Genomic DNA, 22,528 nt, shown 5'->3' with positions numbered 1-22,528 from the left:
TCCGAAACCCTGGTCGCGCGCTGACAGCGGTACCGTGTCTGAACCGAACGGGGTACGGTTTTCCATCGCTCGGGGTACGGCAGCGGCGTCGTGGAAATTGCGGAAGACAACTCGCGCTCCTCCGCCCGAACGGAGCACCCCGGGCGTGTCGCGCGGTCGGCCGAGCGATCAGGTGCCGTAGAACTCGCGTTCGAACACCTGTCGCGCGCGACGGGTCACGGCGAGGTAGTCCTCCTCGAGCTGCGACGCCGAGCCCGGCGGGTACTCCAGCAGACGCGCGATCCCCTCGAGCTGCGTGCGCTCGACCGGCAGGACGTCGGTCGTGCGGCCGGACCAGAGCACGAGCGCGCTCCTCGTGCGCGAGGCGAACCGCCAGGCGGCCGCGAGCTTCTCGGCGTCCTCCGCGGTGACCCAGCCGGCTTCCGTCGCAGCGTCGAGGGCCTCGAGCGTCGAGGTGGTCCGGAGCGACGGCTGCGCGCGCCCGTGCTGCAGCTGCAGGAGCTGCACGAACCACTCGACGTCGCTGAGGGAACCACGTCCGAGCTTGAGGTGCCGTGCGGGGTCGGCTCCGCGCGGCAGCCGCTCCGACTCGACGCGGGCCTTGATGCGCCGGACCTCACGGACCTCGCGCTCCTCGATCGACTCCGGGTACCGCGTGCGGTCGGCGAGGTGCTCGAAGTCCCGGAGGAGCTGCGGGTCCCCCACGGCACCGCGGGCCCGCAGCAGGGCCTGGGCCTCCCATGTGAGCGACCAGCGGGCGTAGTACGCGGCGTAGGAGTCGAACGAGCGCACGACCGGGCCGTTCCCGCCCTCCGGCCGCAGCCCGATGTCGAGCTCGAAGGGGTGCAGGGCGTCCTCGGTCAACCGGTTCAGTTCGCGCACGACCACCTGCGCCGCCCGCGACGCGACCTCGTTCGGCACCGTCTCGGACCGGTACACGAACAGGACGTCCGCGTCGGACCCGAACCCGAGCTCGCGGCCGCCGTACCGCCCCATCGCGATGACGCCGAACTCCAGGCCCTCCGGGGCGTCCCGACGGGCCAGGTCGAGTGCGCCGCTCAGCGTCGCCTCCGTCACGTCGCTCAGCGCAGGACCGAGCCCGTCGACGTCGAGGTGCCCGAGCACCGCCGCCATGCCCAGGCGCAGCGTCTCCCGCCGACGGACGCTGCGCAGGAGGGCCGCCGCCGTGTCCACGGCGTCGCCGTGACGGGCGGTCGTCGCTCCGGTCTCCGCGAGCAGGGCCGGCAGCGGTCGGGGGCGCAGCAGGGTCTCCGGTTCGTCGAGCCAGGCGACGGCCTCCGGGAAGCGCTCGAGCAGTCCCGACAGGAACGCCGACTCCGACAGCACCGTCGTGAGGCTGTGCGCGGCGCCCGAGGAGTCGCGGAGCATCCGGAGGAACCAGCTCGACTCCCCCAGGGTGTCGCTCAGTCGCCGGAAGGCCAGGAGGGCGCGGTCCGGTGCCGGTCCCTCCGCCATCCACCGCAGGAGCACCGGCAGCAGGTTCCGCTGGATGGCCGCACGGCGCGAGGTCCCCTGCGTCAGGGCACGGATGTGTGCGACGGCGCCGTCCGGGTCGAGGAACCCGATCGCGGTCAGGCGGTCGCGGACCTGTCCGCTCGTCAGGACGATCTCACCGTCGGTCGCCGCCACCGCCGAGAGCATCGGCCGGTAGAAGAGCCGCTCGTGCAGCCCCCGCACCTCGAGCTTCACCGATCGCCAGCGGTCCTGCAGCGCCGACGCCGAGGACGCCAGTCGCGTCGACCGGGCGAGCACGCGGAGTTCGTCCTCGTCGCTCGGCATGAGGTGCGTCCGCTGCAGCCGTCGGAGCTGGATGTGGTGCTCGAGCACCCGGAGCAGGGCGTAGTCCGGCCCGAACCGGGCCGCTTCGGGACGTCCGACGTAGCCCGCGGCCGCCAGGGCGTCCATGGCCTCGAGCGTCGACCGGACCCGCACGGACTCGTCGTCCCGGCCGTGCACGAGCTGGAGCAGCTGCACCGTGAACTCGACGTCGCGCAGGCCACCCGGGCCGAGCTTCAGCTGGCGGTCCACCTGACCGTCCGGGATGTGCGCGGTGACCCGCTCCCGCATCCGCTGGACGGACTCGACGAACCCGGGGCGCTTCGACGACTCCCACACGAAGGGCGCCACCGCGGCGACGTACCGCTCCCCCAGGTCGATCGACCCGGCGATTGCCCGCGCCTTGAGCAGCGCCTGGAACTCCCACCCCTTCGCCCACCGCTCGTAGTAGGCCACGTGGGACTCCAGCGTCCGGACGAGCGCGCCGTCCTTGCCCTCCGGGCGGAGGTTCGCGTCGACCTCCCACAGCGCGGGCTCCGCGGCGAGGTCGGTGATGACGTGCGTGGCCGCGATCGCGAGGCGGGTCGCGATGAGGACCGCGCGGTCGGTCCCGATCGACGGCGCGTCGTCGCCCTCCGCCGGCTCGGTCGGTTCGGTGACGTAGATGACGTCCACGTCGCTGACGTAGTTCAGCTCGCGGGCGCCCGCCTTGCCCATCGCGATGACCGCGAGGGGGGTCGCGGCGACCTCGGCGGCGGGGAACGGGACCTCGCGACGGGCCACGGCGACCGCGACGTCGAGCGCGGCGCCGGCCAGGTCGGCGAGCCCGGCTGCCACGGCCGGGAACGCCTCGGTCGGCACCGGGTGCAGGACGTCGAACAGGGCGATCTGGGCGAGGTGCCGGCGGTAGCGGACCCGGAGGCGGCGGCGCGCGGTCTCGCCCGAGCTGCCGTCGACGGCCTCGGTCAAGGAGGCCGTGTAGCGCTCCTGGGACTGCGGCGGGGTGACCGGGTCGAGCAGCAGCGTCAGTTCCTCCGGGCGTCGCTGCAGGAACTCGGCGAGGCCGATCGAGGAGCCGAGCAGCCGGACCAGACGCTCGGTGGCGGCCGGGTCGGCGAGGACGGGACGCAGCCGGTCCGGGACCGCCTCGACCAGACGCTCGATCGCGAGCAGGGCACCGTCCGGGTCCGCGGTGGCGGCCCAGACGGACTCGGCATCCGCGATCGGGACACGGGGGTCCGACGCGGGGCGGGCCTCCAGGGCGGCGATCCGCTCGAGCGTGCCGGACAGGTCGGCGAAGCCGAGCCGCGCCAGCTGTGACCGCGACGTCGCCGTCCTGCCCGTCATCTCGCGAGTGCTCCCGTGGTGCGCTGCCGGTGGATCAGAGCATGCCGAGGTTCGTGTCCAGCTCGAACGGCGTCACCTGGTCGCGGTACCGCTTCCACTCCTGGCGCTTGTTCAGCAGGACGAAGTTGAAGACCTGCTCACCGAGGGTCTCGGCGACGAGCTCGGAGTCCTCCATGAGCGACAGTGCGTGGTCGAGGCTCGCCGGCAGCTGGCTGTAGCCGAGGGCCTTCCGCTCGGAGTCGGACAGGCTCCAGACGTTGTCCTCGGCCTCGGCGGGGAGCTCGTAGCCCTCCTCGATGCCCTTCAGGCCGGCGGCGAGCAGCAGCGAGTACGCCAGGTAGGGGTTCGCGGCGGAGTCGATGCCGCGGTACTCGACACGGGCGGACTGACCCTTGTTCGGCTTGTACAGCGGCACCCGGACGAGCGCCGAGCGGTTGTTGTGGCCCCAGGTGACGAAGGACGGGGCCTCGTCACCGCCCCAGAGCCGCTTGTACGAGTTCACGAACTGGTTCGTCACCGCGGTGATCTCCGGCGCGTGCCGGAGCACACCGGCGATGAACTGCTTGGCCGTCGGCGAGAGCTGGTACTCGCCGCCGGGCTCGTAGAACGCGTTCTGGTCGCCCTCGAAGAGCGAGACGTGCGTGTGCATGCCGGACCCGGGCTGACCGGACAGGGGCTTCGGCATGAAGGTCGCGTACACGCCCTGCTCGATCGCCACCTCCTTGACCACGGTGCGGAAGGTCATGATGTTGTCCGCCATGGTCAGCGCGTCGGCGTAGCGGAGGTCGATCTCGTTCTGCCCGGGACCGGCCTCGTGGTGGGAGAACTCCACCGAGATGCCGAGGTCCTCGAGCATGCGGACCGAGCGCCGACGGAAGTCGTGTGCGCTGCCGCCGGGGACGTTGTCGAAGTAACCCGCCTGGTCGACGGGCTGCGGGCCGCCGTCCTTCCAGTCACGGCTCTTCAGCAGGTAGAACTCGATCTCGGGGTGCGTGTAGAAGGTGAAGCCGCGGTCGCTCGCCTTCGCGAGGGTCCGCTTCAGGACGTTGCGCGGGTCGGCCACGGCGGGCTGCCCGTCCGGCGTCGTGATGTCGCAGAACATCCGCGCGGTGGGGTCGACCTCACCGCGCCACGGCAGGATCTGGAAGGTCGAGGGGTCCGGGTGCGCGAGCACGTCGGCCTCGTACGACCGGGTGAGCCCCTCGATCGCCGAACCGTCGAACCCGATGCCCTCGGCGAACGCACCCTCGACCTCGGCCGGTGCGATGGCGACCGACTTGAGCGTGCCGATCACGTCGGTGAACCAGAGTCGGATGAACTTGATCCCGCGCTCCTCGATGGTGCGGAGCACGAAGTCCGTCTGCTTGTCCATGCACGACCTTTCCGTGTTCGCCGGGCCGCGTCGCGGCTCGCCGGAGGCCGCATCGCGACCGTGCTCACAGGCTAGTGCCCAGGCCGCTGGTCGTGGGCGGGACGCGCGCGGTCGACGTCCCGCGCGGCCTGTTGTCAGGGGTACCGACCAGTATCGGAGTGGTACCGATCCGCGAAGGAGCACCGTCATGGCCGTCCTCGACGCCACCGAAGTCCTCACCCAGACCCCCATGCCTGCGCCGGAGGCGCGCGGCCCGTTGAGCGCGGCCGTCCTCGACGCCCTGCTCTCCGGTGCGCCCGGGGAATCGCTGCCGACCACCGCGGCCGCCGCCGTCGCCGCCGCGTCCGAAGTCCTGCACGACGACGACGTCCAGCTCGCGCTCTTCGTCCTGTACGAACTCCACCATGGCGGGGTCCACGGGGTCGACGACCGGCTGGAGTGGGACACGACGCTGCTCGCGACGCGCGCCGTGCTCGAGGCGGCCCTCGAGTCCGCCGTGCGCGCCGCCGTACCGGTGCCGGAACGGCCGGAGGCCACGGCCGAGGCGGTGTCGGCAGCCCTCTTCGCCCTCACCGCCGCCGACAGCGGACCGAGTGTCTCCCGATGGGTGGCACGCAAGGCCGACCGTGAGCAGATCCGCGAGTTCCTCGTGCAGAAGACCGCGTACACGCTGAAGGAGGCCGACCCGCACAGCTGGGCCATCCCCCGTCTGTCCGGACGCGCGAAGGCCGCGCTCGTCGAGATCCAGTCGGACGAGTACGGCGGTGGACGGCCCAAGCGCATGCACTCGGCGATCTTCGCCCGGACGCTCCGGGCCGCCGGGCTCGACGACTCGTACGGCGCCTACGTCGACCACCTGCCGGCGATCACGCTCGGCGCGCTCAACATGATGACCATGTTCGGGCTGCACCGGCGCCTGCGCGGCGCGATCGTCGGACACCTCGCCGCGTTCGAGATGACGTCCTCGATCCCGAGCAAGCTCTACGGGGACGGGTTCCGCCGGAACGGGTTCGACGAGGACGCGACCTGGTACTTCGACGAGCACGTCGAGGCCGACGCCGTGCACGAGCAGATCGCCGGTCGCGACCTCGCCGGCGGGCTCGTGGAGGCCGACCCGACCCTCCTGGACGACGTCATGTTCGGGGCAGCGGCGTGCCTGACGGTCGAGGGGATGGCCGGCGCCCAGCTGCTCTCGAGCTGGGAGGCCGGGCGCAGCTCGCTCCGCCGTCCGCTCGACGACGCCGCCGTCACGTCGGGCGGTGTCACGGTTGTCGCGTGAGCAGGCCGACGAGCCGTCGATCGTCGCCTACCCGGACGGGCCGTTCCTGCTCCGCGGGGACGTCGCGGTGCTCGGGCCGGACGGGCAGGAACTGCCCCGGCGCCGCCGCACCGTGGCGCTCTGCCGGTGCGGCAAGTCGGTGCTGAAGCCGTACTGCGACGGCACGCACAAGCTCATCGGCTTCCGCACCGAACCCGAGCTCCCGGCGGACGGCAGCGACCGCGCCGCCGAGTAGCGGGTCAGCCCTCGGCGTCGGCCGCGTCCGCGCGCTCGTTGTTCGCGCGGATGCGGTCGAGGGCGTGCGCGGCCTCGTCGCGGGTGGCGAACGGACCGATGTGGTGTCGGTTCGTCGACTTGAGGCCCTGTTCGACCTCGCCGGTCTTGTCGTTGTACCACCACTGGGACTCGATGCGTTCGTCGCTCATGAGCCCGACCGTACCCGCCGACCGCACGGCGCGGGCAGGCCGCTCCGGCCCGCCGCTAGAGTGGAGCGCATGCCCCGGGACGAACACGGACACCTGACCGCCGGCCGGATCTCCCCGCAGCGGCCGGTCCCGAAGGACATCGAGCGTCCCGAGTACGTCGGCAAGGTGGAACCGCACGAGCACGGCCTCGGCGACACGTACTCGCCCGACGAGGTCGACCGCATCCGCACCGCCGGGCGCATCGCCTCGCAGGCCATCGACGCGGTGGGTGCCGCCATCCGCCCGGGTGTGACGACGGACGAGCTCGACCGGATCGGGCACGAGTTCGTCGTCGGCCACGGTGCCTACCCCTCCACGCTCGGCTACCGCGGCTTCCCGAAGTCGCTCTGCTCGTCCCTCAACGAGGTCATCTGCCACGGCATCCCGGACGACACGGTGCTGCAGGACGGCGACATCGTGAACATCGACATCACGGCGTACAAGGACGGCATGCACGGCGACACGAACCGCACCTTCGTGGTCGGCTCGGCGTCGCAGGAGGTCCAGGACCTCGTCACCCGGACCGAGGAGGCCCTGCGCCGCGGCATCCGCGCCGTCGCCCCCGGCCGGCAGGTGAACGTCATCGGCCGCGCCATCGAGTCGTACGCCAAGCGCTTCGGCTACGGCGTCGTCCGCGACTACACCGGTCACGGCGTCGGCCGGGCGTTCCACTCCGGGCTGATCATCCCGCACGTCGACGACGTCCGGTACGACACCGTCATCGAGCCCGGCATGGTCTTCACGATCGAACCCATGCTGACGCTGGGCGCGATCGACGCCGACATCTGGGACGACGACTGGACCGTGACCACGCGGGATCGGTCGTGGACCGCGCAGTTCGAGCACACGCTCGTCGTCACCGAACGCGGCGCCGAGCTCCTCACCGTCTCCTGACCGCACCACCCCTCAGCACGTCTACCGGAAGGCACCGTTCCTCATGACCTCACTCGCAGTCGGCGTCGACATCGGCGGTACAGGCATCAAGGGCGCGATCGTCGACACCGAGTCCGGCCAGCTCACGACCGACCGCATCAAGAAGGCGACGCCCGAGGGCGGGAAGCCGCAGGACATCGTCGACGTGGCCAAGTCGATCCTCGACGACCTGTCGCCGGCGTCGGACGTGGCCGTCGGTGTCTGCTTCCCGGCGATCGTGCGCGGCGGCAAGACCATGTCGGCGGCGAACGTGTCGAAGAAGTGGATCGGCTTCGAGGCCGAGGCGCTCTTCGAGAAGGAACTCGGTCGCTCGATCCACTTCGTCAACGACGCCGACGCCGCCGGGTTCGCCGAGCAGCAGTTCGGCGCCGCGAAGGGCCGTGACGGCCTCGTCATCGTGACCACCCTCGGCACCGGCATCGGCACCGCCCTCATCAACGACGGCGTGCTCATCGTCAACGCCGAACTCGGGCACCTCGAGATCGACGGCGTCGACTACGAGACGAAGGCGTCGTTCGCCGCCAAGGAGCGCGACGACCTGTCGTGGAAGCACTGGGCGAAGCGGCTGCAGAAGTACTACTCGCGCCTCGAGGCCCTGCTCTCCCCCGAGCTGTTCGTCGTCGGCGGCGGGGTGTCGAAGCAGCACGAGGAGTTCCTGCCGTTGCTCGACCTGCAGGCCGAGATCATCCCGGCGACGCTCCGGAACAACGCCGGCATCATCGGTGCCGCGACCCTGGCCGCGCGCAGCAACGGCTGAACTCGTCGGAGCGGACGGGTCGCCGATCGTCCGGCACTGCACGGTCGCGTCTGCCCGTCGGACGCGACCAGCGAACGGGTCGCCGATCGTCCTGCACTGCACGGTCGCGTCTGCCCCGTCGGACGCGACCAGCGAACGGGTCGCCGATCGTCCTGCACTGCACGGTCGCGTCTGCCCCGTCGGACGCGACCAGGGAACGGGTCGCCGATCGTCCTGCACTGCACGGTCGCGTCTGCCCGTAGGATGGGATGAGCGAACGGGTCGGTGAGACGGTCGCGTCACTCCCCCGGGAGTGCCGAGGAACGTCCGGGCTCCACAGAGCAGGGCGGTGGGTAACACCCACCCGGAGCAATCCGCGAGACAGTGCCACAGAAAGCAGACCGCCGGCGGCGACGTCGGTAAGGGTGAAACGGTGGTGTAAGAGACCACCAGGGGTCCGGGTGACCGGATCCGCTCGGTAAACCTCGCCCGGAGCAAGGTCAGACAGAGGACGTCGAGGCTGCTCGCCGAGTCCTCGGGTGGACCGCTGGAGGCCGACGGCAACGTCGGTCCGAGAGAGATGGCCGTCACCGCGGCGGAAGTCGCGGGACAGAACCCGGCGTACGGCCGGCCCGTTCGCCTCGATCCACACAGCACGGCCCCCGACACCGCGAGGTGTCGGGGGCCGTCGTCGTCGACTCAGAGGCCGGACTCCGCCGTCCGCACGAGGATCGCGTCGCTGTCCGGGCAGAGCACGACGTCGTCCGGTGCCGCTGCTCGGATCGCCGCCAGGTCGGAGTTCGTCAGCGTCACCCCGGACGCCGTCGAGACGCCGCCCTGCAGGAGCGACGCGCCGAACCCGTACCGCGCACGCTGCCGCTCGTAGAGGGCGAGGAGGTCTGCCGGGACCGCAGCAGCCACGTCCGCCCGCGCCTGCACGGCCGCGACGCGGTCCTTCTCGAACCGGGCGATGCCGTCGTCGCGGACGCCCATGAGCCGTCCACGCTCGCCGTCGAGCTCAGCGAGTTGCGCTTCGACGTCGCCGACCCGTGCGCGGAGGCGGTCGAGCGTCTCCATGACCTCGAGCTCCTGCGTCTCGAGGTCACCGATGCGCCGGGTCAGCGAGTCGAGTTCGTTCTGCAGCCCGGCGGCGTCCTTCGCGTTGCCGACGTTCTGGAGCAGGGTCGTGTCCCGCTCGACACGGGCCTGTGCGGTCGCGGTGTCGGACTCGAGCCGGGCGAGGTCGCGTTCGGCGTCCTCGACCTCGCCGACGGCGACGACGAGCTGCGCGCGGAGGGCCGCGGCGCGGGTGCCGAGTTCGGTGAGGTGCTCGCCCTTCTGCAGGGAGCTGATCCGGTGCGCCAGACGCGTGATGTCGTTGTCGAGTCGCTGCAGGTCGAGCAGGGTGGCCTGGTCCTCGGGTGCTGCCTTCATGGTCAGGCTCCTTCGTTGGGTGCGGATGGCAGGACGGCGAAGTCCCACGGGTCGGTACGGAGGTCGCTCACGGTCACGTGCACACCGGCGGCCACACGCAGCTGCTCGGCGGCGACGTCCAGCCAGAGCCACTCGGTCGCCCAGTGGGACGTGTCGACGAGCGCCGGTCCGTCGGCGAGCAGAGCCTGTTCGCGGAACTCGGACGCGGGGTGGTGCCGGAGGTCGCTCGTCACGTAGACGTCGGCGGCCCGCACGGCCGGGTGCCCGAGGTACGAGTCCCCCGCCCCGGCGCAGAGCGCGACCGTCCGGACCGGGTGGTCGTACTCCCCGGAGACGCGGACGCCCGTCGCGGTGGCGGGCAACACGTCGACGATCCGTCGGGCCAGTGCGCCGAGGGGCATCGGCTCGGGCAGCACGCCGACGCGGCCGATCCCGGTGATGCCGTCCGCCGCCGGGTCGATGGGGCGCTGGTCGACGAGCCCGATCCGCTCCGCGAGCACCGCCGACGTCCCGGTGGTGACGACGTCGGCGTTCGTGTGGGCCGCGAGCAACGCGCAGCCGCCACGGACCAGCGTGGCGAGCACGGACCCCTTGACCGTGGACTCGTCGATCGTCGTCACACCACGCAGCAGGAGCGGGTGGTGGGTGAGGAGCAGGTCCGCGCCGGCCGCGACCGCTTCCCGCGCGGTGTCGGGGACGGCGTCGACGGCGAGGTGGACGTGCTCGACCACCGCGTCCGGATCGCCGGAGACGAGGCCGACGGAGTCCCAGGACTCCGCTCCGGCGGTCGGCCACAGGGACTCGACGACGGACTGCAGTTCTCGGAGCGTCGGCATTCCGTCAGTGTACCGAGGCGCGGGGCCCGCTCCGGGTGTCAGCGGCGGCCGACGAGGCGCAGCACGCGAGCGACGAGACGCGACCACCAGCCGGGGCGGGCGGTCGTGTCGGCGGCGTCCCGGGCCTCCCGGTCGGACCCGTCCACGTCGGTCGCGGAGTCCGTCGGCCCATCGACCGTGTCGTCGGTGACGACGGGCGGTGCGGCCGGGACGGCGACCGAGACCACGGGCGTCTCGCCCGTGTGGGCACGCAGCACCGCGGCGAACGCCTCGCGGTCGACGACGGTCGGGCCGGTGGCCGGCTGGACCAGCGGGGTGGGGCGGCCCGACGCCGACAGCGGCGGTGAGACCGGGGCACCGGACAGGAGGCCCGACACGGGGCGGACGGCCGTGCGCGGCCCGACGGCGGTCACGGTGGCAGTGCTCGGCGCGGGTGCGTCCGCGTCCTCGGCTCCGTCGAGGTCGGCGGGCAGGTCGAGTGCGACGGGCTCGGCCACCGCGCGGTGCGGTGCCGGCAGCAGCGGGCGGACGGCACCGACCAGGACCGGCGCGGTCGCGGCACGGCGGAGCGCGGCCCGCTCGCGGCGGTCGGCCTCGAGGGCGGCGTCGGCGAGGAGGTCGGCGAAGACCTCGCGGGCGAAGGCGCGTGCCCCGTCGATCTCGGCGGCCGAGACCTCGGTACCGGCCAGTCCGGCGACGACGGCCTCCCAGGCAGCGAGACGGGCGAGGTCCTCGTCGCGGACACGGACCTCGTCCTCGAGCAGGTCGATGCGCTCGATCGTGGTGCGGCCGCTGGTCGCGCTCAGGGCGACAGCCAGGTCGTCGAGGCGGAGGGCGAGACGCTCGGGCGGTTCCGGGAAGGAGGGGGCGCAGACCGCGACGTGGCGCGCGCGGTCACGGCGGAAGGCGCGGTCGTCGCGCTGCTCCACGACGGCACCTTCGTCGGCGACCGGAGCGTCCGCGACGGGAGCGTCCACCACCGGAGCGTCGGCGACCGAGGCATGCGCAGCGGGATCGTCGACGTCCGGAGCGTCGACGGCGGGGAGCACCGGGCGGCGGACGGGACCGGTGACCGGGGGCACGACGAGGTCGGCGACGTACGGGGAGCGCGTCGCCGGGGCGTCGCGCAACCACTCCTCGAGTTCCCGACCGAAGGGGTCGACGAGGGGGGTGCGTGCACCGGACTGCGTCTCCATGTGAGGAGTATGAATATCGCGCGGTGCGGATCGGCGGACATCCGCGGAGTGTCGCGCGATCGGGTGGCATGTCGCACTGGACGTGAGCGGCGTGTCGGTCGCTCGGGGCGATCCGCGGGGTCAGCCGTGCAGCGTGTCGCGGGGGTATTCGCCGAAGCGACGCGCGTACGCAGCGGAGAACCGGCCGAGGTGCGCGAACCCCCACCGCAGGGCGACGGTCGCGACGGTGGTGTCGAGGGGCGACGCTGCCCGGAGTTCGTCCCGGACCCGGTCCAGTCGGATGCCGCGCAGCATCGCGTTCGGGGCGACACCGATCTGCCGTTGGAAGGCCTGCTGCAGCCCGCGGACGCTCAGACCGACCTGCTCGGCGACGTCCGTGGTGGTGATCGGGGTGTGGGCGACCGCGTGCATGTACTCCACGGCCGCACGGACGCGTCCGGAGGCGCCGACGGGGACCGGGACCTGGCGGGTCAGGACGTGGTGCGGGAACGTGCTGAGCAGGGCGAGGGCGGTGCGCCGTGCGACCTCGGCGAGGGCGAGCACGGACATCGGAGCGGCCCCGAGGACGACCGGCGCCCACTCCTGGACGTGCAGGTTCCAGGCGCGGGCCGCCTCGACCCCAGGTGCCACCGCGTGGTCGAGCACGACCGTGCCGGGCTCGGCGCCGTGGACCTCGGCGGCGACACGCTCGACGACGGCACGGTCCACCTGCACGAGGTTCTGCCGGACGTCCATCAGGTCGAAGCGGAACGGACGGTCCGAGGGGAACACGACGGGACGGCCCGGGACGAGGGCGACCTCGTCGCGGCCGACGTCGACCACGCCGCCGCCGTCGCTCACCCACGTCACGACGAACTCGTCCGGGGACGCGACCTCGCCGACCATCCGTGCGTCGTACCGGGTCGAGCGGAAGGACATCGTCGCGTCGCCGACGGTGCGGAAGCGGTACCCGAACGGTCGCTCCGATCGCTCGGGGAGGAAGCCCGAGGCGTCGTACGCGTCCTCGAACATCGTCCGAGCGGCGTCGAGGTCGATCCCGGTCATCTCGACGACGTTCCGAGGGTCGGGTGGCACGCACATCACGGGCATGCTGACACGGCTTGGACCGAGTCTATGAATCCGGATCGACCAGGTGCGGGAAACGGCTCACGCCGCGCGGGTGGCCTTCCGCACCGTCCACCGGTTCTCGTCGCCGTGACGGTCGTAGCGGAGCTCGTCGACGACCATCTGCACGAGGGCCAGCCCACGGCCGCTCTCCGCGAACTCGTCGGGCAGGGTCGCTCCGGCCACGTCGACCGCGGCGGGACGACCGTCGTCGGTGATTCGGGCCTCCAGCCCGTCGGACGCGACGGCCAACGTCAGCGAGCACGTCAACGGGACGCCGGCGGTGGCGTGCTCGATGACGTTCGACGCGAGTTCGATGATCGCGAGCTCGAGGGCCATGCGGTCCTCGACACTGATCGCGGGCTCCGACGTCCAGACGTCGGCGAGGAAGTCGTGCACGGACGAGACGTCGTCGGGCGGTGACGCGAAGTCGAGCCGGTGTTCCCCCACGACGGCCCCGGTCAGACCCATTCGCTGACGGCTTCGTCGCCGTCCGCGTAGCTGCGGAGGATCTTGTCGATGTTCGAGAGCTTCAGGACCATCGCGACCTGCTCGGAGGGAGCGGCGATCCGGAGGTCGCCGCCGGCCTGGCGCGCGGTCTTCAGTGCGCCCACGAGTGCGCCCAGACCCGACGAGTCGAGGAACTCGACCTTCGACAGTTCCACGGCGACGCGGGGGCGACCGCCCTCGATGACGGACGCGACCGTCTCGCGGAATGCGGGGGCCGACACCATGTTGAGGCGGCCCGAGCACTCGAGCACCGCCGCTTCCGTGCCGGCTTCGTGTACGACGATGTCCATTGTCTCCGGGTCCTCCTCGAGAACGTGCGCGTGCCTTCCAGCGAGGCTACCGATTGTCGACGACCGGGGGAACAGGACGCGCTGACTCCCGCGACCCCGGTCCGGGGGGATCAGCCCGTGTTCTGCAGTCCGGCGGCGATCCCGTTGACCGTCAACAGCAGCAGGCGGTGGTCCGCGTCGGTCGTGTCGGTGCTGCCCGAGGTGCGGATCGAGCGGAGCGCCCGGAGCTGCAGGTGCGACAGGGCGTCGACGTACGGGGAGCGGAGCCGCACCGCACGCGCGAGCACCGGCCGGTCCTGCAGGACGTCCTCAGCACCGCTGATCCGCAGGACCCACGAGCGGGTGCGGTCCATCTCGGCGAGGACCTTCTGTCCGAGGTCACCGCGGTCCGCGAGTTCGAGGTAGCGGCGGGCGATCTGGACGTCGGTCTTCGCGAGCGACATCTCGACGTTCTTCATCAGGGCGGCGAAGAGCGGCCACTCGGCAGCCGCGGTGCGCAGCAGCTCGAGGTCGCCGACCGCCTCGAGCGCGGACCCGAGGCCGTACCACCCGGCGAGGTTGATGCGCGCCTGCGTCCACGAGAACACCCACGGGATCGCCCGCAGGTCCTCGAGGGACTCGACGCTCAGGCCGCGACGAGCCGGACGTGAACCGAGCGGCAGGAGCCCGAGTTCCTCCATCGGCGTGACCCGGGCGAACCACGGCGCGAACCCGTCGGCCTTGACCAGGTCGTAGAACGCGGCGCGGGAGACGTCGTCGAGCTGCTGCGCCAGGTCGGCGAACCGCTCGGCTGCAGCCGCCGTACGGGACTCGTTCGACGGCGAGGACGCGAACAGGGTCGCGGAGGCCATCTGCTCGAGGTGCCGGGCGGCGATGTCCTGGTCGCCGTACTGGGCGAAGATGACCTCGCCCTGCTCGGTGAGCTTGAGCCGGCCGTCGATCGACCCCGGCGGCTGCGCGAGCACGGCCTCGTTGGCGGGACCGCCGCCGCGACCGAGCGAGCCGCCGCGACCGTGGAACAACGTCAGTTCGACGTCGTTCGCCGCGGCCCACGTCGCGATGCGCGCCTGCGCGTCGTACAGCGCGAGGTTCGCCGACACGGGGCCGACGTCCTTCGACGAGTCGGAGTAGCCGAGCATGACCTCGAGCCGCCGACCGGTCGCGGCCAGGCGTCGCTGGAACGGCTCGGTCCGGACGGCCTCGTCGAGGATGTCGACACTGGCGTGCAGGTCGGCGAACGTCTCGAACAGCGGGATGACGTCGAGCACCGGGGCGGCCTCGACCGAGCCGAGCGCGGCGACCGCGAGCTCGTGCACGTTCGCCAGGTCCGCCGCGGACTGCGTGAACGAGACGATGTACCGGCTCGCCGAACGGACGCCGTACCGACGCTGCAGGTCCGCGATGGTCCGGAAGACGGCGAGGACCTCCTCCGTCATCTCGCTGCGTGCTCCCCCGGCCCGGATCTCCGCGAGGGCGGTGCGGTGGACCTGCGAGTGCTGACGGACCTCGAGTTCGGCGAGGTGGAAGCCGAAGGTCTCGACCTGCCACACGAGGTTCTGCAGCTCGCCGTTCGCGGCCCGGACGGCACCGGCGGCGGTCAGGGAGGCCTGCACGACGCGGAGGTCCGTGAGGAGCTCGTCGGGACCGCTGTACGCGAGCGGACGGTCGTCGCGGCGGGTGGCGTCGATGCGGGCGGCGATGAAGAGCAGTGCCCGACGGTGCGTCTCGTTCGGCGCCCGGATGCCGATGCGCTCGGCGACCTCCGGGTCGAGCGACTCCTGCGCCGCGACGAGGGCGGTCAGGCCGGCGTCCGCGGGGGTGTGGTCGGCGTCGAGGGTCAGGGCGCTGCCGATGCGGGTGGCGGCGCGGGTGAGACCGAGCAGGATGTGTTCGGCGGCGATCTCGGCGGCCTGGCGCGTGACGTCGGCGGTGACGTGCGGGTTGCCGTCGCGGTCCCCGCCGATCCACGTGCCGAAGCGCACGAACGCCGGGGCCTGCACCGGGGCGCGGCCGGCGTCGTCGCCCTGCAGCCGGTCGTCGAGCAGTCGGTAGACCTGGGGCACGATCTCGAAGAGCGTCTGGTCGAACACGCTCATCGCGGTCCGGACCTCGTCCAACGGGGTGGGCCGGGTCGTCCGCAGCGGCGAGGTGCGCAGCAGCGTGGCGATCTCCTCGAGCAGGCGTCGCTCGTTCTCGGCGCGGGCGGTGGCGTTCTTCGTGCGGTCGCGTTCGTCGATGAGGTCCGTGATGCGACGGACGCCCGTGGTCACCGCGCGACGGCGGGCCTCGGTCGGGTGCGCGGTGAGGACCGGGTGGAACCGGAGCCCCTCGAGCCGGGCGGCGGCCTCGTCGGCGCCGACCTGCTCCACGAGCTCGACGAACGTGGCCGGGAAGGAGTCGCCCGGCAGGCCGCCGTCGTCGCCGCGCGACCGGAGCACGCGGACACGGTGGTGCTCCTCGGCGAGGTTGACGAGGTGGAAGTACGAGGTGAAGGCGCGTGCGACCTCTTCGGCGCGTTCCGCCGAGAACCCCGCGACGACCGCCTCGGCCCGCGCGGCTCCGTCGGCGTCGGTGTTCTCGTACGCGTGGATGACCGCCTGGCGCAGCGCCTCGACGTCGCGCAGCAGGTCGGGCCCGCCGGTCTCGCTGAGCACCCGGCCGAGCAGGTTGCCGAGGTATCGGACGTCGGCGCGGAGGTCGCTGTCCACCGCTCCGCTGACGTCGTCACGCGCCCGCCCGTGGCGCGTCGAGCCGTCGATCGTCGTCATGGAGGTCCTTCCCGGGTCGGTCCGGGCTGTCCTGCCCGGGTCGGTCCGGGCTGTCCCGGCGTGGCAGCAGCGTACCGGGCAGCGCAGCCTCGTGACGACGACCGTCCGGACGGGCGGACCAGCGGCGGTCCGCTGGGTGGGTCAGGCCGGGTCGGCGAGGACGGACGGCAGCCGTGTGCCGTCGACCGCCGCGAGCAGCCCGGCGTCGAGCCGGTACGCGAGTTCGACCTCGGCGATGACGCGCTCCCGCTCGTCCTCCGTCCACGGGGCCGCGTCGAGTTCCGCCCGGTAGGTGTCCGTGAACGCGGCCGGGTCGGCCACCTGGTCGAAGATCCACAGCAGGACGCCGTTCGTCTCGAACCCGAACTGGTCGGCGAGCAACCGGCCGATCGCGTGGCCGCCGGTCAGGTCGCCGAGGTAGCGCGTGTAGTGGTGTGCGACGAACCCGCCCGGCCACGTCGCCGCGACCTCGTTGAGCCGTCGCACGTACGCCGTCGTCGCCGGGAGCGGCGTGAGCAGCTCGTCCCAGTCGGGCCCGACCAGGTACTCGAGGTCCGCACGGATGCCCGGCATCCTGGTCAGTCGGCTCGTCACGAACGGGGCCGCGACGGGGTGGTCCGCCATCCGGTCCGCCGCGCGTTCGAGGGCGTCGTACACGAACGCGTACTGCCCGAGCAGTGCCGCGTAGTCGGCGACGTCGCACCGCCCCTCGACGAGGTCGTGCATGAAGCCGTGCCCGGCCGAGACACCGTGCGAGCGCCGGGTCCGGGCCCGCAGTGCCTCGGAGAACGGGACGACGTTCGTGCTCATGAGGTGAGGCTAACCTCACTTGGTGCCCGTCGTCACGCACGGACGGGAAGACCCAGGAAAGGAGGCTCGTCCCCGATGAGCCCGAAGCCGAACCGCCCGCAGCACGTCCTGGTCGTCGTCCGGACCGAACGACTCACCCCGCACATGGTGCGCGTGCACCTCGGAGGACCCGGGTACGACGCCTTCGTCGGCGACGCCGACCCGGAACGCCTGGCGATGACGGACAAGTACGTGAAGCTGCTGCTCCCGCAACCGGGCTCCGGGCTGCGACCGCCGTACGACCTGGGAGCCCTCCGCGCGACGATGCCGAAGTCGGACCTGCCCGCCCGCCGCACGTACACGGTGCGCGCCGTGGACCCGCTCGCACGGACCATCGCGATCGACTTCGTCGTGCACTCGACGGCCGGGCACGGCGACGACGGACTCGCCGGACCCTGGGCGGTCGCCGCGCAGCCCGGGGACCGCATCGCACTGTCCGGTCCCGGCGGCGGGTACGCACCCCCGACCGACCCGACCGTCACGCACGTGCTGCTCGGCGACGACAGCGCCCTGCCCGCGATCGGTGCCGCCCTGGAGGCGATGCACCCCACCGCCACGGGTGTCGCCCTGCTCGAGGTGGCCGGCCCCGCCGACGAACAGCCGCTCGTGCACCCGACGGGCGTCACGCTGCGGTGGCTGCACCGCGACGCGGTCGGGGCCGAGCCCGGCACGCTGCTGCTGGCGGCGACCCGGGAGCTGCCCAGGGCCTCCCGGCCGGTCCGGGTCTTCGCGCACGGCGAGCGTGCCGCGATCAAGGCGATCCGTCGGGTCCTGCAGGACGACTGGGGACTCGAGAAAACGGACATGTCACTGTCGGCCTACTGGGCGCTCGGGCGCGCCGAGGACCGGTTCCAGGAGGAGAAGCGCGAACCCGTCGGGGTGGTCTTCCCCGACTGAGCTGCCGCCACCGGCCGGTCGGACGGGAGGCCCGCCGCGCGTCGGTGGTCGCCGGTAGCGTCCCGCGCATGGTCCGGCCCCGAGACGTCCCGCGCTGCTGCGTGCCCGGCTGCGACCGCACGACCACGGACGGCGTGCCCGTGCCGCTGTGCCTCGGACACGTCACCCTGGTCGGCGACTTCGCCGCGGAGCACGTCGGCGTCGAGGACCTGCTGCCCGGCCCGTGCATCGTGTGCGGCGGACGCATCGGCGTGCGCTTCCCGACCGGGACCCTCTGTGCCGTGTGCGAGTGGCGGTTCGGCGACGTGCCGGACGGCGAACTCGGTGCGCCGCGGGTCGACGTCGTCTACTACCTGCGGATGCGCGACGAGAGCGGGGACCGGGTCAAGATCGGCACGACCGCGAACCCGCGGCAACGGCTCGGGCGGATCGCGCACCAGGACCTGCTCGGGTTCGAGCGGGGCGACCGGACGCTCGAACGACGGCGACACGCCGAGTTCGCGGCTTCGCGCTACCCGGGCACCGAGTGGTTCCGCGTGACGCCGGAGCTCCTGGCGCACGTGGGCACGGTCGCCGCGGGCGCCCCGGACCCGTGGGCGCTGCACACGCGGTGGGTCAGCGAGGCGCTGGCGCTCCGGGTCTGAGGCAGCGAGCGGCGCTCCGGGCCTGAGGCAGCGAGCGGCGCTCTGGTCCCGAGGCAGCGAGGGGTCCGAGGCAGCGAGCGGCGTTCCGGACCCGAGGCAGCGACCGGCGTCCCGCGCCTGGCACGCGGTCGGCGGCGACCGCGGTCAGCGGGCGTAGGCGTCGACGAAGAGCGGGCCGCGGATCTCCCGCAGGACGTCGACGAGCCGGTCGACCGTCCGGCCGGACACGCCGGACACCTGGAGGTCCCACGGACCGAGTGCCGGCAGCCGCCCGGTGCGGATGCGCACGACCTCCCACCCGACGGCGCGGGTGGCGCGGTCCTTCCGGCGGTCGGAGTCCTCGCGGGAGCCCACGTGCTCGAGCCCGTGCCGCCCGGTCGAGTCGTACTCGATCGCGACGCGGAGCTCGGGCAGCACGATGTCCGGCCAGACCTCGACGTGCTCGTGGAACGGCCGGTCCAGGCGGATCGCGGTGTGGTCGAACGTCAGGTCGAGCCGGTCGTGCAGCGCTGCGCGGAGCTCCGCCTCGACCGCCGAGGCCGGCGCCGGGGCACACCGACTGACGAAGGACTCCCCCGACGGCAGGCGCGGGGTCTTCGGGCAGATGGTCCGGGGTGCGGCCGAGCGGGCACCGCCGGTCCGTCCGGTGCGGCGGCTCCCCCGGCGCGTCGACGCCACCGCGCCGCTCGGCACCGCCGACGAGGAGGCCCCGGTGGCGACGGCGCGGGCACCACCGCGCGCGGGCGCGGCCGGCAGCGTCTGCCGACCGGTCGTCCGCACGGCGCGCTGCGGGACGGGGACCCCGCTCGGCCAGTCCTCCGGCAGGACCGGCCAGCGCTGCGGCTGGGCGAGCACCGCACACTCCGGGCACCACACGGACCTTCGGCGCTCACGGCCCGGCCGGGACCGCTGCTCGGACGGTGTCGCGACGAACACGTGGCCGACGTCGCACTCCCACGTCAGCAGGACGTCGGCGGCCGGCGGCACCTGCGTGAGGACGACACCGGCGTTCCACTCCGGGTGGTACTGCCGCACGAGGACCGGCCACGACGCCCACTCGGCTCGGAACTCCCCCACGGCGTAGGGCACCGGGACGCCGCGCGACCACTGTCGGCGGCGCCACCACGCATCGACTGGTTCGGCCACGAGCGGCACGGTAGGACGAGCCACCGACACCGACCGGATCGGCCCTCGCCGACACCGACCGGGACCGCTTCGCTCAGGTCGGCGGGGTGACGAACGTGAACCGCTCGGGACCGGCGTCGGACCCGTCGTCGAGCACGCGGATGCCGGACTCGCGGCAGGCGGTGATGCCGTCGCGGTGCACGCGCTCCGGCCGAGGCCGCTTCGGTACGCCGGCGCTGCCGAAGACGGCCCACGCGTTCGCCGCCGCGGCGCTCGTGAAGCGGGTGCTGTACCGGACACCGGCGAACCCCGCCGCGTCGAAGGCCCGGGCCCACGCCTGCGGCACCCGGTAGTCGCCCATCGTCTGCAGCTCCGCCCCCACGCCGGACCGGACCGCGAGCGGGTCGGTGACGTCGGCGAAACGGCGGCCGCGGGAGGCGCGCGCGGCCACGACGACCATCTCCCGAGCCCGTGCCGCGAACACGGTGTTCGTGGTCAGGGTGTGGTGTGCGAGACGCTCCCGCACGGCGACCTCCACCGAGTCCGCCCAGTAGCAGGTGCCCCGCGGAGCGGCGAGGTCGAAGCGGCCGCCGTCGATCCCGTCCGCGTCCGCCGGGGTCGAGGCGAACCACCAGGCACCGCGGTCGTGCCGCTTCGCCCGGTAGAAGGTGGTGCCGCGCGACTCCGCCGCGGGGAAGGCCGACAGGTCGACGCCCGCTTCCGGGGGCTGCTGGGCGACGTCGCTGCGCCGGGGCTCGTGTGCCGGGGTCATCGCGCGCGGCTCAGGCGTCCGCGTGCCAGGCGTTCGCCGCGCGACGGGCGGCAGTGAGCACTGGCTGCACGCGACCGTCCCGGAGCGCCTGGGCGGCGGTCGTCCCGCCGAACTCGTCGGCGACGGTGTTCAACCAGAGCGCGCTGCCCCACGGGTCGATGCCGTCGCGGTCGAGCAGGTCGAGGACCTCCCGCAGGTGCGGGAGCGGGGCGCCGGAGGCACCGAACTGGAACGACGGGAAGATGCGGGTGCCGTCCCCGATCTTCAGGCCGAGCAGGTCGCGCTTCTGGCTCGCCTTGTGGATCGCCTGCCGGCTCACACCACGCCAGGTCGCGAGCGAGGTCGTGTCGTAGAACGGCCCGATGAGGGCGTCCGCCTCGTGCTTCACCGCGGGCAGGGCGGCGAGCATGCGTTCGGCCAGCGCGTCGACGTCCGTCGAGTCGGAGAGCGCGCCGTCCGCCCGGCCCTGCCGGACGAGGTCGGTGACCGCCTCGACCAGTGCGGTCTCGGTGGCGGAGAGCCCCCGGCCCGCGCGGCGGTCCGCGTCGGCCGTGGCGCCGGAGCGCTGAGCGCTCGCACCGCGGGTGGCCGAGCGGTGCAGTGTCGATTCCAAGCCGGACTCCTGTCGTCAACCGTGTCAACCACACGCTACGCGCGGGGCGACAACCGTGTCAACCCGTCCTGCCGGTTCCGCTCCCCCGACCGCCGGACGGGAGGCGCGGTGCGCGTCCGGCACCGCGCCTCCCGTCCGGCGACCCCGCGTCAGCGGGTGTCAGTGCTCGTCGTAGTGGTCCTCGTGACGGGCGTGACGGTGCCCGTCGTGGACGAAGTCGACGTGGTCGTCGTGCTCGACGGTCTCGTGCTCGCCGCCGTCGCGCTCGTGGTCGTGCTCCTCGACCCCGTGTTCGGCGACGCGGTGCTCGCCCTCCGCGGGTCCGTCGACGGTGGGGTCGGTCGTGTCGGTCATGGTGCCGTCCTTTCGTGAGATCGGTTCTCATGGCCACCGTACGGGCTCGTCCCCCCCGATGTCCGCCGGCGGACCGGCAGACCCGTCGGACCTTCCCCGGGACGCCGTGCCGTGCCAGGGTCGGACCGTGTACACCGACATCACCGGACCGGACCTCACCTCGTACCGCGGCAGCGTCGCCGAACCGGACGACTTCGACGACTTCTGGCGACGCACCCTCGCGGCAGCGCGGGAACACCTCGTCGCCGTACGGACCGAGCGGGTCGACACCGGCCTCACGACGGTCGACACCTACGACGTCTCGTTCGCCGGCTGGGACGGGCAGCGCGTCGCCGCGTGGCTGACGGTCCCCGCGGGCAGCAGCGCCGACGCTCCGCTCCCCGCCGTCGTGGAGTACCTCGGCTACGGCGGTGGACGCGGCCTGCCGACCGAACGCCTGCTCTGGGCGTCGTCGGGCGTCGCGCACCTGCTCATGGACACCCGCGGCCAGGGCTCCGGTTGGGCGACCGGCGACACCCCGGACCCCGACGGCAGCGGACCGGCGATCCCCGGCGTGATGACCCGCGGCATCGAGTCGCCCGACACGTACTACTACCGGCGCCTGACCACCGACGCGGTCCGCGCCGTCGACGCCGTCCGCGACATCGACCTGGTGGACGGCCGGCGGGTCGCGGTGCTCGGCGGCAGCCAGGGCGGCGGGATGGCGATCGCCGTCGCCGGCCTGGTGGAGGGACTGGCCGGGGTGTTCCCCCGCGTGCCGTTCCTCTGCGACCACCGGCACGCCACGCAGATCACCGACGCGTACCCGTACCACGAGGTCGTCGACTACCTGGCGACGCACCGCACCGCCACGGAGCAGGTGTTCGGAACGCTCGCGTACTTCGACGGCGTCCTGCACGCGGCCCGTGCGACCGCACCGGCGTGGTTCTCGGTCGCGCTGATGGACCCGATCTGCCCGCCCTCGACCGTCTACGCGGCCTACAACGCCTGGGGTGGCCCGAAGGAGATCACCGTCTGGGAGTACAACGGCCACGAGGGCGGCGGGGCGCACGAGGACGCCGACACGCTGCCGCGGCTCCGGGAGCTGTTCGGCTGACACCGGAGCGACCACGGCGACCGGCCAGCGGGCGAGCACCGGCTCGGTCACCGGGGAGGGCCACGATGTGACACTGCGTTGCGCCGTGTAGCGCCGTGTTGCGGAGTGTGCC

Annotated in this window: 22 protein-coding genes and 1 other RNA gene; 8 read left to right on the top strand and 15 right to left on the bottom strand. The window is 72.8% G+C overall.

What is annotated here, in order from left to right:
* Nucleotides 1-168 precede the first annotated feature (168 nt).
* Both DEJ34_RS07105 and glnA read right to left on the bottom strand, forming a co-directional pair.
* Nucleotides 169-3,144, bottom strand: coding sequence for a bifunctional [glutamine synthetase] adenylyltransferase/[glutamine synthetase]-adenylyl-L-tyrosine phosphorylase (locus DEJ34_RS07105; protein WP_110911230.1), 2,976 nt, complete (start codon nt 3,142-3,144; stop codon nt 169-171).
* Between the two features lie 34 nt (nt 3,145-3,178).
* Nucleotides 3,179-4,516 carry a type I glutamate--ammonia ligase gene (gene glnA, locus DEJ34_RS07100; RefSeq protein ID WP_110889700.1) on the bottom strand — a complete coding sequence of 446 codons (1,338 nt, stop codon included), beginning with the start codon at nt 4,514-4,516 and terminating at the stop codon, nt 3,179-3,181.
* A gap of 187 nt (nt 4,517-4,703) precedes the next feature.
* Here glnA and DEJ34_RS07095 point away from each other — a divergent pair, with 187 nt between their 5' ends.
* A complete protein-coding gene (locus DEJ34_RS07095) occupies nt 4,704-5,795 on the top strand; it encodes an iron-containing redox enzyme family protein (protein WP_110911229.1) in 1,092 nt (363 codons plus the stop codon).
* Nucleotides 5,776-6,030 (top strand): CDGSH iron-sulfur domain-containing protein, encoded by a 255-nt coding sequence (locus DEJ34_RS07090; protein WP_284180716.1) that lies wholly within the window; start codon nt 5,776-5,778, stop codon nt 6,028-6,030. Before DEJ34_RS07095 ends, DEJ34_RS07090 begins: the two co-directional genes overlap by 20 nt.
* Before the next feature lie 4 nt (nt 6,031-6,034).
* Here the strand turns inward: DEJ34_RS07090 and DEJ34_RS07085 are convergent, their stop codons facing one another.
* Entirely contained in the window at nt 6,035-6,220 is a 186-nt protein-coding gene (locus DEJ34_RS07085; protein WP_110825426.1) for an SPOR domain-containing protein, read from the bottom strand.
* A gap of 69 nt (nt 6,221-6,289) precedes the next feature.
* On the opposite strand from DEJ34_RS07085, the gene map reads away from it, so the two are divergent.
* The 3 genes from map to rnpB all read left to right on the top strand — a co-directional run bounded on the left by map (nt 6,290) and on the right by rnpB (nt 8,567).
* Nucleotides 6,290-7,153, top strand: coding sequence for a type I methionyl aminopeptidase (gene map, locus DEJ34_RS07080; protein WP_110911227.1), 864 nt, complete (start codon nt 6,290-6,292; stop codon nt 7,151-7,153).
* Nucleotides 7,154-7,196: 43 nt separating this feature from the next.
* Nucleotides 7,197-7,949, top strand: coding sequence for a polyphosphate--glucose phosphotransferase (gene ppgK, locus DEJ34_RS07075; protein ID WP_110825424.1), 753 nt, complete (start codon nt 7,197-7,199; stop codon nt 7,947-7,949).
* A gap of 257 nt (nt 7,950-8,206) precedes the next feature.
* Nucleotides 8,207-8,567, top strand: an RNA gene (gene rnpB / locus DEJ34_RS07070) — RNase P RNA component class A.
* Between the two features lie 60 nt (nt 8,568-8,627).
* On the opposite strand, the gene DEJ34_RS07065 is transcribed toward rnpB, so the two are convergent.
* The 8 genes from DEJ34_RS07065 to DEJ34_RS07030 form a co-directional block, all read right to left on the bottom strand.
* Nucleotides 8,628-9,362, bottom strand: a complete 735-nt coding sequence (locus DEJ34_RS07065) for a zinc ribbon domain-containing protein (RefSeq protein WP_110900023.1) — start codon at nt 9,360-9,362, stop codon at nt 8,628-8,630.
* A gap of 2 nt (nt 9,363-9,364) precedes the next feature.
* On the bottom strand, nt 9,365-10,198 hold the full coding sequence (locus tag DEJ34_RS07060; protein ID WP_110910888.1) for a Nif3-like dinuclear metal center hexameric protein: 834 nt from the start codon (nt 10,196-10,198) through the stop codon (nt 9,365-9,367).
* 38 nt (nt 10,199-10,236) lie between these two features.
* Nucleotides 10,237-11,394, bottom strand: a complete 1,158-nt coding sequence (locus DEJ34_RS07055) for a hypothetical protein (RefSeq protein WP_110900021.1) — start codon at nt 11,392-11,394, stop codon at nt 10,237-10,239.
* Nucleotides 11,395-11,514: 120 nt separating this feature from the next.
* A complete protein-coding gene (locus tag DEJ34_RS07050; protein ID WP_181420542.1) occupies nt 11,515-12,468 on the bottom strand; it encodes a helix-turn-helix transcriptional regulator in 954 nt (317 codons plus the stop codon).
* Between the two features lie 72 nt (nt 12,469-12,540).
* Nucleotides 12,541-12,969 carry an ATP-binding protein gene (locus DEJ34_RS07045; protein WP_110825420.1) on the bottom strand — a complete coding sequence of 143 codons (429 nt, stop codon included), beginning with the start codon at nt 12,967-12,969 and terminating at the stop codon, nt 12,541-12,543.
* Complete coding sequence (locus DEJ34_RS07040) at nt 12,960-13,298, bottom strand: STAS domain-containing protein (RefSeq protein WP_110825419.1); 339 nt, start codon at nt 13,296-13,298, stop codon at nt 12,960-12,962. Before DEJ34_RS07040 ends, DEJ34_RS07045 begins: the two co-directional genes overlap by 10 nt.
* Before the next feature lie 110 nt (nt 13,299-13,408).
* Nucleotides 13,409-16,066, bottom strand: a complete 2,658-nt coding sequence (locus DEJ34_RS07035) for a phosphoenolpyruvate carboxylase (protein WP_110910889.1) — start codon at nt 16,064-16,066, stop codon at nt 13,409-13,411.
* 141 nt (nt 16,067-16,207) lie between these two features.
* Nucleotides 16,208-16,876 carry a biliverdin-producing heme oxygenase gene (locus DEJ34_RS07030; RefSeq protein ID WP_110889693.1) on the bottom strand — a complete coding sequence of 223 codons (669 nt, stop codon included), beginning with the start codon at nt 16,874-16,876 and terminating at the stop codon, nt 16,208-16,210.
* A gap of 75 nt (nt 16,877-16,951) precedes the next feature.
* On the opposite strand from DEJ34_RS07030, the gene DEJ34_RS07025 reads away from it, so the two are divergent.
* Both DEJ34_RS07025 and DEJ34_RS07020 read left to right on the top strand, forming a co-directional pair.
* Entirely contained in the window at nt 16,952-17,812 is an 861-nt protein-coding gene (locus DEJ34_RS07025) for a siderophore-interacting protein (protein WP_110910890.1), read from the top strand.
* Between the two features lie 68 nt (nt 17,813-17,880).
* Entirely contained in the window at nt 17,881-18,456 is a 576-nt protein-coding gene (locus DEJ34_RS07020) for a GIY-YIG nuclease family protein (RefSeq protein ID WP_110900018.1), read from the top strand.
* Between the two features lie 144 nt (nt 18,457-18,600).
* Here DEJ34_RS07020 and DEJ34_RS07015 read toward each other — a convergent pair whose 3' ends face one another.
* The 4 genes from DEJ34_RS07015 to DEJ34_RS07000 all read right to left on the bottom strand — a co-directional run bounded on the left by DEJ34_RS07015 (nt 18,601) and on the right by DEJ34_RS07000 (nt 21,320).
* Nucleotides 18,601-19,602 (bottom strand): putative endonuclease domain-containing protein, encoded by a 1,002-nt coding sequence (locus DEJ34_RS07015; RefSeq protein ID WP_110910946.1) that lies wholly within the window; start codon nt 19,600-19,602, stop codon nt 18,601-18,603.
* Between the two features lie 73 nt (nt 19,603-19,675).
* Nucleotides 19,676-20,353 (bottom strand): RES family NAD+ phosphorylase, encoded by a 678-nt coding sequence (locus tag DEJ34_RS07010; protein ID WP_110910891.1) that lies wholly within the window; start codon nt 20,351-20,353, stop codon nt 19,676-19,678.
* A gap of 10 nt (nt 20,354-20,363) precedes the next feature.
* Nucleotides 20,364-20,966, bottom strand: a complete 603-nt coding sequence (locus DEJ34_RS07005; RefSeq protein WP_110910892.1) for a hypothetical protein — start codon at nt 20,964-20,966, stop codon at nt 20,364-20,366.
* A gap of 159 nt (nt 20,967-21,125) precedes the next feature.
* Nucleotides 21,126-21,320, bottom strand: a complete 195-nt coding sequence (locus DEJ34_RS07000) for a zinc transporter permease (RefSeq protein WP_110825412.1) — start codon at nt 21,318-21,320, stop codon at nt 21,126-21,128.
* A 127-nt stretch (nt 21,321-21,447) separates the two neighbouring features.
* Here DEJ34_RS07000 and DEJ34_RS06995 point away from each other — a divergent pair, with 127 nt between their 5' ends.
* Nucleotides 21,448-22,416: an acetylxylan esterase gene (locus tag DEJ34_RS06995; RefSeq protein WP_258368231.1), complete on the top strand. Its 969-nt coding sequence runs from the start codon at nt 21,448-21,450 to the stop codon at nt 22,414-22,416.
* The last annotated feature ends 112 nt before the right edge of the window (nt 22,417-22,528 follow it).

The sequence above is a fragment of the Curtobacterium sp. MCPF17_050 genome (assembly GCF_003224435.2).
In the GTDB taxonomy this organism is placed as follows: domain Bacteria; phylum Actinomycetota; class Actinomycetes; order Actinomycetales; family Microbacteriaceae; genus Curtobacterium.
Note: the sequence above shows the minus strand (reverse complement) of the source record. Positions and strands in the feature narration are given on the sequence as shown.

Bases quoted from the DNA above. Each gene is read 5' to 3' on its own strand.
- DEJ34_RS07105 (WP_110911230.1), bottom strand. From the start codon at position 3,144: ATGACGGGCAGGACGGCGACGTCGCGGTCACAGCTGGCGCGGCTCGGC.
- glnA (WP_110889700.1), bottom strand. From the start codon at position 4,516: ATGGACAAGCAGACGGACTTCGTGCTCCGCACCATCGAGGAGCGCGGG.
- DEJ34_RS07095 (WP_110911229.1), top strand. From the start codon at position 4,704: ATGGCCGTCCTCGACGCCACCGAAGTCCTCACCCAGACCCCCATGCCT.
- DEJ34_RS07085 (WP_110825426.1), bottom strand. From the start codon at position 6,220: ATGAGCGACGAACGCATCGAGTCCCAGTGGTGGTACAACGACAAGACC.
- map (WP_110911227.1), top strand. From the start codon at position 6,290: ATGCCCCGGGACGAACACGGACACCTGACCGCCGGCCGGATCTCCCCG.
- ppgK (WP_110825424.1), top strand. From the start codon at position 7,197: ATGACCTCACTCGCAGTCGGCGTCGACATCGGCGGTACAGGCATCAAG.
- DEJ34_RS07065 (WP_110900023.1), bottom strand. From the start codon at position 9,362: ATGAAGGCAGCACCCGAGGACCAGGCCACCCTGCTCGACCTGCAGCGA.
- DEJ34_RS07060 (WP_110910888.1), bottom strand. From the start codon at position 10,198: ATGCCGACGCTCCGAGAACTGCAGTCCGTCGTCGAGTCCCTGTGGCCG.
- DEJ34_RS07055 (WP_110900021.1), bottom strand. From the start codon at position 11,394: ATGGAGACGCAGTCCGGTGCACGCACCCCCCTCGTCGACCCCTTCGGT.
- DEJ34_RS07045 (WP_110825420.1), bottom strand. From the start codon at position 12,969: ATGGGTCTGACCGGGGCCGTCGTGGGGGAACACCGGCTCGACTTCGCG.
- DEJ34_RS07040 (WP_110825419.1), bottom strand. From the start codon at position 13,298: ATGGACATCGTCGTACACGAAGCCGGCACGGAAGCGGCGGTGCTCGAG.
- DEJ34_RS07035 (WP_110910889.1), bottom strand. From the start codon at position 16,066: ATGACGACGATCGACGGCTCGACGCGCCACGGGCGGGCGCGTGACGAC.
- DEJ34_RS07030 (WP_110889693.1), bottom strand. From the start codon at position 16,876: ATGAGCACGAACGTCGTCCCGTTCTCCGAGGCACTGCGGGCCCGGACC.
- DEJ34_RS07025 (WP_110910890.1), top strand. From the start codon at position 16,952: ATGAGCCCGAAGCCGAACCGCCCGCAGCACGTCCTGGTCGTCGTCCGG.
- DEJ34_RS07020 (WP_110900018.1), top strand. From the start codon at position 17,881: ATGGTCCGGCCCCGAGACGTCCCGCGCTGCTGCGTGCCCGGCTGCGAC.
- DEJ34_RS07010 (WP_110910891.1), bottom strand. From the start codon at position 20,353: ATGACCCCGGCACACGAGCCCCGGCGCAGCGACGTCGCCCAGCAGCCC.
- DEJ34_RS07000 (WP_110825412.1), bottom strand. From the start codon at position 21,320: ATGACCGACACGACCGACCCCACCGTCGACGGACCCGCGGAGGGCGAG.